A 14,523-nucleotide genomic window follows, 5' to 3' on the forward strand; every position below is an offset into this window, starting at 1 on the left:
TTAATGGTTAAAAACGGAGAAGTCCTAGATTTCGCTGATGCGACGAACTACCTCATAGAGTTTGGTCGACATTTCAACTTCCTCTACCCAAGGGTCATGCTCGAGGTAGTTAGCGGAAATGAGTTTGAGACCAGTGATGCGACCTTTATTATCGGGTACTTTCTGGACGTACTTGATCCAGATGCTTCCTTTGCTACGTACGGCGTAGATGCGGTTTTCCCGAATCTGGCTGATACCGTCGATTTCTTTACAGATCACCACGTCGCCGTTGTTGATAACGGGTTCCATGGAATTACCAGTAATTGGAAAAGCAACGTAGCCTGAGCCCATGATGCCGGGAAGACGGAAGAAGTCTGTATCCTCAGTAGTAAAGCTGTCGGTGTCAATGCTGGCACCAGCGAAAGCTTCTTTGGAGGTAAACATGATATTCAGCGGAACATCGGTTCCGGTAACCGTAGGCGGTTCAGGAAGCTCCATGCCGAAGGGGGTACCTTCTCCCTCCAGTAAATAACCGAGGTTGACATTGTACTCATGGCATACCCGGCGGGCCTGCTCATAGTTGATGCAACGCTTGTCGTCATCATTAAGGAAGGCACGGACGATGTGCCCATAGGAACGATTGTTGAGGATGCGTTTGGCAAAATCACCAAGACCACGGCCATTACGGTCGTTTTTGATGATCTCACCACGTTCTTCCAAAATATGGAAGACCTCTTTAAAGCGATCGTTCAATTCGCGGCGATCTTTTGTAATCATAATAAACTATTCTATTGGTATCTACAGCAAATTAAAACATTTTAAACCTCCCGCGCAACTTTTCCTCTTAAAATCTTTAAATTTTATGTTTTTTTCTTAAAATTAGTTAGGGATTTCTGGTAAAAAACAAAGTGTTGGAGGTTGGCTTTAGAACTTTACTACCTTGCGGATAACCTTGAACAGCTTCATTGCTGGATCTACTTCTTCCTCCCAGGGTTGGTGTTCAAGTTTGTTCTCTGAAATGAGCCGAAGGTGGGTAATGCGTTGATCTTTATCGGTAATCAGCTGGACGTACTTGATCCAGATTTTCCCATTGGTGGTGATGACATAGATTTCGTTGTGCTTTAACTCAAGAATATCTTCAAGCTTCCGACACACGACCAGCTCACCACTACTAATTACCGGCTCCATAGAGTTGCCACTAACGTCAAAGGCAACGTGACCTTCTCCCTTGATGCCGGGTAAACTGATATAACGTTGATCTTCGAAACCCTCATTGCCAATACTTGCGCCCGCAAAGGCTAGCTCGGTGGTGTATAAGATGTTAGGCGCGTCCCCAGAATCCAGCGCTGAAGGAGCCGGTGGAATATCTGTCCCAAATGGTGCTCCCTTTCCTTCCATCAGGTAACTTAGATTGACGCCAAATTCCTCACAAACTTTGCGGGCTTGCTCATAGTTGATCAAACGGTTGTCATGATCATTGAGAAACGCTTTAATAATATGGCCGTAAGTGCGGTTACCGAGGACGCGTTTGGCAAAATCTCCCATTCCACGACCCTTTCGATCATGCAGAATAACAGCATTCCGCTTCTTGAGTATTTCAAAAACTTTTTTGAAACGCTCATTTAGTTCCTGTCGCTCTTTTGAATACATGTGGTTGGATTTGTTGGTGAAACCACAATGTACAACAAAAAATAGCTAGTATAGAAATTTCAAACAAAAAAAACCGGGAATGTTTGCTGATTCAATAAAATAAATTGCGGAAATACTACATTCTGTACTTGTTATCCCAGGAGTAGCTCTGCTGAAAAACGGGCGACGTACCCCAAGCTCTCCATTGTGCTATGCTCCCGCTTATAAAGCAGGTTGTGTTTTATCCCTGCGATGACCCGGGGGGATTTGGCGGCAATAGCCACGGCAATCTCCATGACACCTGCCATGAGCGCTTCCCGGTCGGCGAAGGTGCGATTAACCATACCCTGAGCTGAAGCTTCGGGGCCATACATTTTACGGCCGGTAAAGGCCAGTTCCGCAACCATACCAGGATGCAGGACGTGGGGCAGGCGTTGGAGTGTGCCGATATCGGCGACGATGCCAAAGTCTACTTCCTTTACCGTAAAGTAGGCGTCTTCGGTACAATAGCGGATATCGCACGCTGTGACGATGTCAACGCCACCACCAATGCAGCCACCATGAATGGCCGCCAGTACCGGCTTGCTGCACTGCTCGATGGCAGAGATGCAGTCCTGAATGTCTTCGATGAAGTCAATAAGCTGTTTTCGGGTTTCTTCCGGGGTGTCGGCCATACGGTGCTGCAGGCTGCCCAGTACCGCAAGGTCCATGCCGGCGCAGAAGTGTTTTCCTTCTCCGGCCAGTACAATTACGTGGACGTCGGGATTTACATCTGCTTCATGGAAAGCTTTCCGCATCGCAGCCCAGGCCGCTTCGTCAAGGGCGTTCGCCCGTTCGGGAGCGCCAAAAGTCAGGGTGGCAATGTGATTGGAGACGGTTGTTTGCATGGTCAGGTGGTCAGTTTATCGAACTCCGTAAGCTCCTGGTGGGCGCCGCCAGAAATTTCTGATTTTATGCTGGTCGGGCGGGGGCAAGCCCAGCCCGTGCTAGCGTCAATTTTATTGACCGCGTTCGCTCAGCGAACGCGGTATGATTCTGTTCTGGCCAGTAGGGGCGGGGCTTGCCCACGCCCCACTGGTGCGATTTGTAGCTGGACCTTCTGGCGTCAACTACAAACCCTTAAGTTACCTAAAAGCATCAACCATCCGCATTCGGTTTGAATGCAGGTGGTCTAACCCATCGACGTAGAGCGTCGTTCCGCTGGTGTAGGCTGAAAGGGGAGAGGCGAGGAAAAGCACAGCGTTAGAAACGTCTTCGATGGTTCCGTGGCGTTTCATCAGGTTATCTTCCTTCATTTGATCGAGCAGTTCCTTGACGGGTTCGGCGTAAGTGTCGAGGCCCGAGGAGATGATGGTGCCGGGAGCCACGCAGTTGATCCTGATGTTATAAGTTGCCCATTCCTGAGCGAGGGACTTAGTCAGGTTTTCTACCGCGGCGCGGGCCGCACCGGTGTGCGCCATGCCGGGAAATCCGCGAAAATGGTTGACAATGATGTTGACGATGTTCCCTTCCTGCTGTGGAATGAAGAAACGGTTGGCCATGATCCTGGTCACAAAAAAGGTACCGTTGACGTTAGTATTGATCACTGCTTTCCATCCGTTGTCCGAAATATAACGGGCGAGGCTGGGGAATTGGCCGCCGGCGTTATTGACCAGAATGTCCAGCCTTCCGAATTCTGCTTCAATAAGGTCTGCAAGTGCTTCCACCTGATCACTTTCCCGAATATCACAAGGGCGGTGCACGCAGGTGCCCAGTTCGGATAATTGAGCAGCGGCCTTGGCCAGCGGCTCTTCTTTTCGGGCACAGATGATGACTTTGGCGCCGAGTTTCAGTAAGTGCTCGGCAATACCGTAGCCGATACCGGAGCGGCCGCCGGTGACAAGGGCTACTTTATCCTGGAAGAGGGTGGGGGAATACATAGAGGTGGCAGTTGTTGCAGGGGTTGCAGTTGTTGCAGGGGTTGCAGGGGTTGCAGGGGTTGCAGGGGTTGCAGGGGTTGCAGGGGTTGCAGGGGTTGCAGGGGTGCAATTTAGGCTTTATGAGCGGAACTATGGTATTCAGCAAGAATGGTTTATGCAAATCCTGCAACGGGAGTGAAGCGACCATGCAACCCTTGACCCTTGAAACAGGAGTACAGCGACGCACATCCGCAGGCCAGGTTAAGCAAACCGTCGGAACGCCGCCACCAACCGGTCTGGTAAGGTTTGTTTCCCACTAGCCGTAAGGTAATCCTGATAGGTACACGGTACTAACCGGTGGCGCTCTTCACCTTTGCGGCCCTGGGCTGGTACCTGTACCCACCAGCGGTTGCTCCGGGGGGAGCGCCAAAAGGTAAGCCGGTTGAACCCTTCCAGGTCGACGACGTATTCCAGCATGCCTTTACTGCTGACGGGAAAGTCCCCTTGCCTGCGGCTAAAGCCATGAAGGAAGTACCAGGCAAGCTGAGCGTAAGCTGCGGAGGTCAATTCGACGTCCGTTGGTGTGCCGGCGGACAAGTCGAGGCCGTAGAGCCCGAAAGAGGACAACTTATCGCTATTGCCGGCATAATAGGCAAGCTGGGTTGCCTCCTGTAGAGAAAAGCCGCTGGGGTGAAAACCACTCCTGGCGGGTGCTTCATTATGGCCGATGGCACGGATGTTGAGACCAATCAGGTCGGCGTCTCGTAGCAGCGGTTCCATCGCCGATAAGTCGCCTCTGGCTGGCCCCAGGCTAACGGCTTCGTAGGCCTGGCCTTCACACAGCTCCAGTATGGCGGGATCGATCAGGTGCTGCTGGGCTCCAAGGTGAGTGAGGTGAAAACGGCGGCGACCTTTTTCATGAACGGCATTATCCAGCACGCCATCCGCAGCTCCCTGGGGTGAAAGGCTGATCGTTCGGTCTACTTGTAACAGGCTCACCTGCCGGTTCAATTCCGCGAAAGCAAGATACTGGGCTTCGAAGGCCCGATCGCTTCCCCCAATCAGAATTGGGGTGATGTTGGCAGAGTGAAGCTCCCGAAGCAGCGGAATGATGAAATCCGGCGTTGTCTTGCGCAGGTTGCCCAGGTCACGTACCGCCAACTTTCCGAAGTCCCAGCTGGTGGCGTAGAGATGGGTACGTGTCTTTTCGGCAATCTCTGCGTCTATACCAATGATCGCAACGGCGACCTTTCTGGAACGTTGGCGCAGATGTTTGCCGAGAGTATGTGCCGCCAGATCGGCGGACGGTTTAGCGGGGGCAATTAACCAGGGATTGTACATAGGCAATATCGAATGCGCCGAAGGTACTTAAAGCCTTGTGAAACCAACAAAGTAGACTGGAAAAACGAATGTAATTTTTTACTAATACGAAAAAAAATTATATCCGTTTCCCTAAAAAGTACTACCGTTTCGAAAACAACTACTACCTTTGAACTGTGAAAAATGCACGTTTTGCCCTAGAATGGTGCCGTTCCTTCTCGGAATTGTACCGTTCCCGGTAAAAACAGATCCTTTTTAATCTTTGCATTTTACCGGACAGCCGACTATTAATCCCATTTAAGAAACTAATCCTTACTACCGATCCTATGAAAGTATTGCAACTTTCCCTCTTTAGCCTGCTGCTTTCCTTAAGCGCAGGAGTATTGGCCCAGGGAACTCCCGTTCCTGCCACCAATGATGCCGAAACCGTAGAAACCACTGACATGACCATTGATGATCTCAATGGTGATGAAAAGATGGACAAGAAGTCCAAAATGTCTGGTGAGAAATCAGGCACGATGCTTGAGATCGGTATTCGCCCATCTTACATGTTTGTTGCTGGAGACGTACCATCCGAAGCCGGCTATGGTATAGGTCTGCATTTCCGTAAGTCTCTTGACCACTTGTTCTCAATTCGCGTCGATGGCATTTATGGTGTCAACAAAGGAATCAACGAGTCCATGACCCGCCAATTCGAGAACACCTGGATCAGCGGTTCAGGTTTGGCCGTAATGACCCTGAACAATTTCCGCTTCAACGGAGACACCCGCTCCACCAATTTCTACGTTATGGCCGGTGCCGGCGGTAACCTGGTGGAAGTTGAGCGTCAGGGTAACGCTATTCCGTGGCAGGACGGTCGAAACACCATCTTTGAGCAGGACTTGACCGTTCACGCCGTTGCGGGTGGTGGTGTTACTTTCCGCCTCAGCCCCAAAGTTAATATCGGTGCTGAATTCCAATCTTTCATCCCCTTTGGTAAGCGCGCTGACCGCCTTGACGGTTATACCGTTGGAGGTAACTTCCGGGACATCCAGAACGTAGGCTCCCTCAGCCTCAACTTTAACCTGGGCAATGCCTCTAAGAAAAGCGAACCTCTCTACTGGACCAACGCTTTCTCTCCCGTCCGTGACGAATTAAACCGCGTAAGTGGCAAGATCGACGCGGCAACAACGGACTCTGATGGTGATGGTGTGGTGGATGCCATCGACCAGGAAGCCAACACCCCCGCTGGTGTACCCGTCGATACCAAAGGACGCGTACTCGACAGCGACAAAGACGGCGTGGCCGATTACAAAGACCTCGAACCGTTCTTCCCTCCCCGCGCCGGTGAACAAGTGGACGCAAATGGCGTGGTTATGAACCGCAATGACAAGCCGATTACGGAGGACCGCGTACAGGAGATGATCGATGCTTCGATTGCCAGCCTGAAGAATTCTACTAATCAGCCCGGAACTACTACCGTACGTACTGATCGCGGAGAGGTTTACCTCCCGATGATTTACTTCCCACTCGGCCAGTCTACCGTTAAGTACAGCGACTACGGCATCCTGTCCAGCGTCGCCCGCGTACTGCAGGGTAACACCGGCATGCGGATGGTTATTCGTGGTTACACGGATCGTACTGGTAATGCTGCTAACAACGAGGTGCTTTCTTACCGTCGTGCTAAAGCCGTTGTCGATCACCTCGTGAATCAGCACGGCATCAACCGCAGCAGCCTTGTCCTGCAATTCCGTGGTGAGGAAAACGCTATTGTACCTCTTGATAAGTCCTACATCAACCGCCGTGTTGAGTTCCTGACCGCCGAAGCCGGTGCGTCTGAAGATGAAGCTCCAGCCGGTGGAAACTCCGGTCGTGGAGGTTTCTAAAGATCTTTACAGCTTTTAATCCCATGAACCCCGTCTGCTTCGGTATGACGGGTAGATTTAGCCCCTCGTCGCTTTTCGATGAGGGGCTTTTATGTTCGCTTCGCTCGCTTTGCAGTGCGCCTGCGGCGCGATGCAGGTTGCAGCTACCGCACCAGGCAGCTAGCTAGGCTCGGCAGGCAATGCATCCTGCAACCAGAGCATAGCGACCCTGTACCCCCTTCAACTGGATTCCCAGTGATGCCTTATACGAAATATTGCCAGGCTAATCAGAGCGCCCCGATAACTATCGGGGCAGGTGCAAAAGCTACACGTGTAGCCTCGTCTTCAACCGAGTTGCTCTCCATAATACCTACCCCTCATTGAACACACCGGTCTTTTTTGAAAAATCAATTTGGAACAACAAAAAAACGCCCGACCCTCAATTAAGGAGGTCGGGCGTTTCAAGTATTCGCTCTAAAAATCAACTCGGTATTCACCCATAAGATACCCTGGGTTTTGGATGCGTTGCCCGAGGGAAGAAAAAAAGATTATTTTTTCCCACTACCTTCGTTTTATGCGTTTAATCCTTTTGATTTTAATCTTTGCCAGCGGCGCAGCCGCTGCTTTCGGGCAGGAGACTTTGCCCTCAACGACTCCCGCTACGGACCTGCGTTCGCGCCTGCAGCCCCCCGTAAAACCCCTGGAGACGGACCTCAATGGCCTCTGGGTCGGTGAACTTCTGCAAAATGAGGGAGGCATTGCCGATAAGTTTGAATTCAGCATGCAGCTGCATCAAAACGGTATTTTCATGAAGGGGACCGCTTATGTCCGGTTTGGGGACATCTGGGCTGAAATGAGGCTAAGTGGATATCAACTGCAAAATGGCTCCTGGAAACTGACGGAAACCGAAATTCTTCGCGCTAAAAAACCAGCCGATTTATCCTGGTGTATTAAAAAGTACGAACTAAGGGTAACCTACACCAACGACGGAATAAGCCTGCACGGACCCTGGTGGGGGAACTCCGACTTCGGGCCATGTATCCCCGGCTCGGTGAGGCTGAAAATGAAGAAGAAGAGTGCGTAGGTTAGTTCGTAGTTCATTAGTCAGACATACTAGGAACTAATGAACTATGAACTACCGACTAATCTCTCGCCCAAACCCAGTCGTTCTCCGTGCTGAGTGATTCGTTGAAAACGTAGTCATTGACCACCAGATCTTTCAGCGGCTCTGCAGTAGTAATACCTTCCAGCGTGATTAATTTTGCCATTCGCCCCCGGGCACGTTTAGCGTTGAAGGCCACGACGCGGTATTTCCCGTTGTGCGCTTCTTTGAAGTGCGCGGTCAGGAGGCGAGCCTCCAGTTTTTTGGTGTTTACGCTTTTGAAGTATTCCTGGCTAGCCAGATTCAGGACCAACTGTTCTCCTTGTTCCTTTAGGTCAGCATTCAGCAAGTTCGTAATGCGATCTCCCCAAAAATCATAAAGATTTGCCCCGCGCCGGTTCTTCAGCCGGGTACCCATTTCGAGGCGGTAGGCCTGCATCAGATCATTAGGGCGCAGAACGCCATAGAGGCCGGAGAGTATTCGGATTTGCTTATTGGCAAAAGCCATCTCTTTATCCGAGAAGGTATCCGCTTCAAGGTCCTGGTACACGTCTCCCCGGAAGGCGAGCACGGAGGGCTTAGCGTTGTCGTTGGTAAAGGGCAGGTGGAAATCCTGATAACGCTGGTAGTTGAGGTCTGCTAAGTTTTCACTGATATGCATCATGTCCTGAAGCTTGGTCCGCGACTTTTTCTTTAGTGCGTCGGCCAACTTCTTGGTATCCTCCAGTAAACGGGGTTGCGTAGCTTCTGTTGCTACGGGGGTCATGTCGAGGGTCTTGGCGGGGGAAAGAAGAATTAGCATTTTGGTATTTTGGTCTTTTGGTCTTTTGGGCGGTGTGATCACTGATCATTGAACCCTGATTACTGAACTCTGAATCCTAAGTACTGAATCCTGAATCCTAAAAAACTGAGTCTTGAACTCTGAATCTTAGACCTCAGGGTTCCGGTTTTTCAACCGCAGCAGGTATCTTTTTTTGAGGTAATAATCTTTGAGGCGTTGAAGTTCACCTTCATTCGTCGTCGCGTCGTCATAATTTTCGAGCAGATCGCCGACTTCAGCCCGGAAACCAGCTTCCAGTTCGTTGACCATACTGTCAATCCTGGCACGTGCGCCTGGGTCGTCGTCGAACTCCAGTTCCATCAATGCTTCGTTAACCTCCATAATTTCCATGAGAAAAGACTGCGGCATCTTGTTGCTGCCTTCTTCCCCCAGGACTCCCTTGATGTCCAAAAGATGTTTCAGGGTGCGATCTTCGTCACTCAGTATCTTATACCCCTGGTTGTTTATGGTGCTTTGCTCAAGGGCATCATCACGGGTGGCGTCATCTGCCAGGGTATGGAAGTCGGGATGGAACTTTTTACTGTTGGCGTAGAAGGTCTTCTTTAGTGCTGCCTTGTCTACGGTGGGGGATGGGGGGAGGTTGAAAAAGTTGAAGTAGTTGATCATGGTTGCATTGGTTGCAGGGGTTGCAGGGGTTGCAGGGTCGCTTCGCTCCGGTTGCAGGGGTTGCAGGGTCGCTTCGCTCCGGTTGCAGGGGTTGCAGGGTCGCTTCGCTCCTGTTGCATTGGTTGCAGGGTCGCTTCGCTCTTGTTGCAGGGGGTGCAGGGTCGCTTCGCTACTGTTGCATTGGTTGCAGGGTCGCTTCGCTCCTGTTGCATTGGTTGCAGGGTCGCTTCGCTCTTGTTGCAGGGGGTGCAGGGTCGCTTACGCTCTTGTTGCAGGGGTTGCAGGGTCGCTTACGCTCCTGTTGCAGGGGTTGCAGGGTCGCTTCGCTCTTGTTGCAGGCTGCAACAATTGCAACCCTTGCAACGCGAACGAAGTGAGCTTCTGCAACGCGAACGAAGTGAGCTTCTGCAACGCGAACGAAGTGAGCTTCTGCAACGCGAACGAAGTGAGCTTCTGCAACGGGAGAGAAGCGACCTTCGGCGCTAGCCGAAGAGTCCCCGCCAGATATCAAGCCCGTTGGCCAGTACTACGAGGCCAAGAACAATGACGAAGCCGACCATGGTGGCGTACTCCATGAACTTGTCGCTGGGCTTACGGCCAGAAACGACTTCGTAAAGTAGGAACATCACGTGGCCGCCGTCGAGTGCGGGGATGGGGAGAAGGTTCATAAAGGCGAGGATAAGCGACAGAGAAGCCGTCATGTACCAGAACCGTTCCCACTCCCAGGTTTTACCGAACATGGAACCGATGCTGGCGAAGCCGCCGAGACTCTCGGTCACCTTAATGTTGCCTTTGAACATTTCGCCAAATGCCTTGAACTGATCGCCGAGGAACCGTACCCCCTGGTTATAACCGGCGGGAAAGGATTCGATGAAACCATATTCGATGCGTTCGGTATCATAAAACACGGTAGGGCCGGCGGGGTTAACGCCGATCTGAGCATTCTCGTTGGTGATGAGGGTAACGTTTTTAACCGTTTCGCTGCCTTTAGATTTTATACCCAGGGTTATCTCCGTATCCTTTTTTCCTTTGATGTAGGTGGAGAACTCATCGAAGTAGGCGATGGGACGACCATCTACACTGACGATCTTATCTTCTACTTCCAGTCCGGCTTCGGCGGCGGGTCCGCCTTTGCCTAGCTTGGCTATCATAAATGGAACCCGTGGTAGAAACAGTCTTTCCCGCTTGTTTTCGTGCCGGGTCAGAATGTCGGCCCACTTATTGTCAATGCTGATCTTTTGCTCCCCGCCATCGCGATTAACGGTCAGCTCCCGGACGTTATTGATGGCCACAGCCCGCAGTACGGCCCGGTCATTGAAGCGTTCGAACTTTTCATTGCCGATCATCAACAGCTTGTCTCCGGTCATCAGGCCCATTTCCTGGCCTAGACTGTCGACGGCGATACCGGCCACAGCGTTTTCCGCTGGCAGGTACTCTTCTCCATAGCCAAACAAAACCATGGAGTAGATCAGGAAACCGAGGATAAAATTGACGGTAACACCGCCCAGCATGATGATGAGGCGTTGCCATGCCGGCTTACTCCGGAACTCCCATGGTTGCGGTTCAGCTTCCATCTGGTCCGTATCGAAGCTTTCATCGATCATTCCGCTAATCTTAACGTAGCCACCCAGCGGTAGCCAGCCGATGCCGTATTCCGTTTCACCAATCTGCTTCTTGAACAGACTGAAGTAAGGGTCGAAGAACAGGTAGAACTTTTCTACACGGGTACCGAAAAAACGGGCCGGCAAAAAATGACCGAATTCGTGCAGAACGATGAGGATGGACAGGCTGAGGACCAGCTGCCCGATGGTAATTAAGAGATCCATAGGCTTCTTTGGGGGCGGAACACGAATGAGCTCCGTTCCTATAACTAACGAAAACGCAAATTTAAGGTTGCGCAGCGGGATTATTTAGTCTAAAAGAAGACGTGAAGCCTTTTGGTTCGGTAGCACGGCACAATTTTGGCTAAGGTAGACGGCTCTTTTTTACCCCTCCCTGCACCTGCGTCCGCGCCCAAAAGAGAAGGAATGGATTAGGGAATGAGTGAATAACTGACGCTGCTATTACTTTCAGTGCTATGCCTGTTCGCCCACGGGGAAATGCGAAAAACAGAAGCCTTGAGCAAAATGTCCAGAAGTATACCGGGTGGATATAACCTTCTCCTGACGTAAGTCGGAACCGGACAACGTACCTTGCAGCCTGTAAAAAAGAATACTGCCTCATGAGCTTCGAACAACGAATCCCCCGACAAAAATCCGCTGACCTATTTGATGAAGCCAAGGGCTATTTCCCTGGCGGCGTCAATAGCCCTGTACGGGCATTTCGCAGCGTAAGCGGGCCGCCGCTGTTCATCAAAGAAGGGAAGGGCAGTCGAATGACGGATGAAGACGATAATGAATTTCTCGATTTTTGCTGTTCCTGGGGGCCCCTCATTCACGGCCACGCCAACGATTATATTGAGGCAAAAGTGATGGAGACGGTGCGCAAAGGAACCAGCTTCGGTACGCCGAACCGACTGGGTAACCAGCTGGGTAAGCTTATTCTGGACAACCATCCTTACGTTGAGCGCATTCGCTTCGTCAGTTCCGGTACGGAGGCGGTCATGTCCGCATTAAGGCTGGCGCGCGGCGTCACTGGTAAAAACAAGATTCTCAAGTTTGATGGTTGTTACCACGGCCACGTCGATAGCTTGCTGGTGAAGGCGGGGTCTGGGCTGGCTACTTTCGGAACCAGCTCGTCTGCCGGCGTACCCGAGTCCGTAGCGGCCGATACCCTGGTCTTGCCCCTCAACGACCGCGACCTGCTGGAAGAAACGCTCAGCAAGCACGCAGACGACATCGCCTGTATCATCGTGGAACCGATACCTGCAAACAACGGACTGTTAATCCAGGATCCCAGTTGGCTAAAGTGCCTGCGGATCAAAGCCTGGAAGCACAATGTATTACTCATCTTCGACGAGGTCATCTCCGGCTTCCGTGTTGGCTTTACCGGCGCAGCTGGCTACTACGACGTACAACCCGACATCATCACCTTCGGTAAGGTGATCGGCGGCGGCTTTCCGGTGGGTGCGTACGCCGCAAGTGCGGAGATCATGGACCATATCGCACCCGTCGGCCCGGTGTACCAGGCAGGGACGCTGAGCGCTAACCCCGTTGCCATGGCTGCCGGCCTCGCAGCACTGGAGCTGTGCCTTACCCCGGGTTTCTATGAATTGCAGGCCCAAAAAACACACGGTATGGCCACCGCCATCGAAGCCTATGCTCAGGAAAAAGGCTACCCCCTGCACGTACCGCACATTGGTTCTATTTTCTGGCTGGCCTTTGGTAACGAACGCATTACCCGCTCCGACCAAATCGACGCAGCTAACATGGCTTATTTCAAGGTCATTCACCACGAGCTGTTGCAAACTGGTGTTTACCTCGGACCAAGTGGCTACGAGGTTGGCTTCGTCTCCGGCGCACACTCGGTAAAGGACCTGGAAGAAGGCGTCACTAAAATTTGCGCGGCTATGGATGTGGCTTTTGGGGGGTAGGCCCACTGCAGCTAATTTGGCAAGGGAACGATTTTCGAATCGCAGATTTAGGCAGATTACTCAGATGAACACAGATTTCCCTGGCTATTAATTCTGTGTCAATCAGCGTAATCCGTTATAATCTGCGATTCAAAACATACTTCGCCAATGCCGCGGGCCGAGCGTATCCTTACTTCAGCTTCGTTCAATAACTCCCCTCTATGTAGAGTCTTGGAAGACGGTTTTTTGTAACGATTACAGCGACCGAAGAAAAGAGAGATGAGCACTGCAAATAAAATCGCTTTATCTTACCAATAAAAACCAACCATGCGTAACCTCCTTTACCTTCTTCCACTAGCCCTGGTACTGACCCTGGCCTCCTGTAATACCGCCGCTAAAGCCACTGCCGCCAAGTCGGAGATGGCCCCCAAGAAAGAAATGGCAGAAAAAGCCCCCAGCTTTGCCGGGACCTGGTCCGTCACCGTGGAAGACACCCCACTCGGTACTACGACAGGTAAAATGATCCTGGAAGAGGAGGACAATGGCCTAAAAGGTACCTTCGTTACCGCCGATGGCAAGAGCCTGCCGCTGCAGAACATAAAAACCACTGAGAGTGGCATAACCACCAGCTTTTACTTTGCTGATTATGACGTTGACGTCGACGTTAATCTGAAGGGAAAGCCGACGGATGCTATACTGGTTGGCACATCTATGGGTGAATATAGCACTACGGCTAAGCGGATGTAGGTACCGCAGCCAGCGAGTCACTGAGTCACAGCCTCAGAGAGCCACTGAGTGGCTGCCGCTGTTACCACTCTTCGCTGCGCTCGTTCGCCCAAGGTGAGCAAGCGCAGCGTCGCGAACGGTACCTTCGGTAGCCACTCAGTGACTCAACAACTCAAAGACTCAGTACCACGCGCCGACGACCCACAGCCCCCGCAGTATTGTGGAAAACAACCGTGTACATGCCGGCGGGTAAGGGGCTAAGCGATACGGCCCGGTTACCGCTTAGGGCACCGAAGGTTAGCACACGCTGGCCGGTAATGGAGAATACTGTAAGGGAAACCGGACCTAAATCAACCGGAATATCCAGGTTGATCCGGCCATCACTGGGGTTGGGGTAGAGGCGGATGCGATCATCGTGGGGGAAGTTGTTGACGCCGTCAACCAGGCCGTTGAAATTTAAGGGGGTACCGTCACTACAAGTAGCATTGTTGAAGTAAAGCAAGCGGTTGATGACGTGTGAGCCTTCCACGGACTGATCAAACGGACCTGCTACTTGGTTGAGGTAGGTTCCACTGTGACCTATCAATCCACTCATCCAATTGTAACACTCGTCATCTTGAGGCCCCCAGTGGAGGTCAAGTAAAAAGTACGTTCCGAGGCACCCGCCGGGAATGACTTGAAGTATGTTTTGGTCGCCGAACTGGCCCGGGAAAAGCTGGCTGGCCTGGCCTCCCAACCAAGGTTGCTCGCGAAGGTCATAGACAATGGTCTCCCGACGATTCTCCCGATAGATGGAATCAGACAAATTTAGGGAGGGGGATGTCCCGTTGTAAGTCAGCTCGTTTTTCATGATGCTGACAATGACCAGACTGTCACCAAGTCGGTGGACGTCAAGTACCGTTGCCTGGGTTTCTACCGTTTGGTAATAGACCCGGTCCATATCTTCAATGGTGTTGATGGTCCGGGTGTGGTATTCGTCGCCGGGCGCAAAATTGGTCAGCGATTTAAAAGAGGGGGCTTGTAATCCTGCCTCCGGGTTGCTGAGTCCTGCCAAAGGCAAGGATTTA

13 protein-coding genes are annotated in these 14,523 nt (G+C 51.8%); 4 read left to right on the forward strand and 9 right to left on the reverse strand.

Going from position 1 to position 14,523, the window contains the following annotated elements:
- Window positions 1-24 precede the first annotated feature (24 nt).
- From B036_RS0122235 to B036_RS0122255, 5 genes are all read right to left on the reverse strand, one after another.
- Complete coding sequence (locus tag B036_RS0122235) at window positions 25-756, reverse strand: S24 family peptidase (protein WP_020570949.1); 732 nt, start codon at window positions 754-756, stop codon at window positions 25-27.
- 147 nt (window positions 757-903) lie between these two features.
- Window positions 904-1,629 (reverse strand): S24 family peptidase, encoded by a 726-nt coding sequence (locus B036_RS0122240; protein WP_020570950.1) that lies wholly within the window; start codon window positions 1,627-1,629, stop codon window positions 904-906.
- Between the two features lie 131 nt (window positions 1,630-1,760).
- Window positions 1,761-2,495: an enoyl-CoA hydratase-related protein gene (locus B036_RS0122245; protein WP_020570951.1), complete on the reverse strand. Its 735-nt coding sequence runs from the start codon at window positions 2,493-2,495 to the stop codon at window positions 1,761-1,763.
- 237 nt (window positions 2,496-2,732) lie between these two features.
- Window positions 2,733-3,527 (reverse strand): SDR family oxidoreductase, encoded by a 795-nt coding sequence (locus B036_RS0122250; protein ID WP_020570952.1) that lies wholly within the window; start codon window positions 3,525-3,527, stop codon window positions 2,733-2,735.
- Window positions 3,528-3,767: 240 nt separating this feature from the next.
- Entirely contained in the window at window positions 3,768-4,847 is a 1,080-nt protein-coding gene (locus B036_RS0122255; RefSeq protein ID WP_020570954.1) for an arginase family protein, read from the reverse strand.
- Window positions 4,848-5,152: 305 nt separating this feature from the next.
- On the opposite strand from B036_RS0122255, the gene B036_RS0122260 reads away from it, so the two are divergent.
- Window positions 5,153-6,691, forward strand: coding sequence for an OmpA family protein (locus tag B036_RS0122260; RefSeq protein WP_020570955.1), 1,539 nt, complete (start codon window positions 5,153-5,155; stop codon window positions 6,689-6,691).
- Window positions 6,692-7,244: 553 nt separating this feature from the next.
- Window positions 7,245-7,754: a CBM20 domain-containing protein gene (locus tag B036_RS0122265; RefSeq protein ID WP_020570956.1), complete on the forward strand. Its 510-nt coding sequence runs from the start codon at window positions 7,245-7,247 to the stop codon at window positions 7,752-7,754.
- Window positions 7,755-7,812: 58 nt separating this feature from the next.
- Here B036_RS0122265 and yaaA read toward each other — a convergent pair whose 3' ends face one another.
- The 3 genes from yaaA to rseP form a co-directional block, all read right to left on the reverse strand.
- The gene (gene yaaA / locus B036_RS0122270) at window positions 7,813-8,574 is read right to left on the reverse strand and encodes a peroxide stress protein YaaA (RefSeq protein WP_026232240.1); all 762 of its coding nucleotides are present in this window, start codon (window positions 8,572-8,574) and stop codon (window positions 7,813-7,815) included.
- 126 nt (window positions 8,575-8,700) lie between these two features.
- Window positions 8,701-9,219: an iron-sulfur cluster co-chaperone HscB C-terminal domain-containing protein gene (locus B036_RS0122275; protein WP_020570958.1), complete on the reverse strand. Its 519-nt coding sequence runs from the start codon at window positions 9,217-9,219 to the stop codon at window positions 8,701-8,703.
- Window positions 9,220-9,701: 482 nt separating this feature from the next.
- Window positions 9,702-11,045 carry an RIP metalloprotease RseP gene (gene rseP / locus B036_RS0122280; RefSeq protein ID WP_020570959.1) on the reverse strand — a complete coding sequence of 448 codons (1,344 nt, stop codon included), beginning with the start codon at window positions 11,043-11,045 and terminating at the stop codon, window positions 9,702-9,704.
- 395 nt (window positions 11,046-11,440) lie between these two features.
- Here rseP and hemL point away from each other — a divergent pair, with 395 nt between their 5' ends.
- Together hemL and B036_RS0122290 are read left to right on the forward strand one after the other, a co-directional pair.
- Entirely contained in the window at window positions 11,441-12,751 is a 1,311-nt protein-coding gene (hemL, locus tag B036_RS0122285; protein WP_020570960.1) for a glutamate-1-semialdehyde 2,1-aminomutase, read from the forward strand.
- A gap of 306 nt (window positions 12,752-13,057) precedes the next feature.
- Entirely contained in the window at window positions 13,058-13,477 is a 420-nt protein-coding gene (locus B036_RS0122290) for a hypothetical protein (protein ID WP_020570961.1), read from the forward strand.
- 151 nt (window positions 13,478-13,628) lie between these two features.
- On the opposite strand, the gene B036_RS0122295 is transcribed toward B036_RS0122290, so the two are convergent.
- On the reverse strand, window positions 13,629-14,510 hold the full coding sequence (locus tag B036_RS0122295) for a T9SS type A sorting domain-containing protein (RefSeq protein ID WP_020570962.1): 882 nt from the start codon (window positions 14,508-14,510) through the stop codon (window positions 13,629-13,631).
- Window positions 14,511-14,523 lie beyond the last annotated feature (13 nt).

The sequence above is a fragment of the Neolewinella persica DSM 23188 genome, assembly GCF_000373105.1.
GTDB lineage: Bacteria > Bacteroidota > Bacteroidia > Chitinophagales > Saprospiraceae > Neolewinella > Neolewinella persica.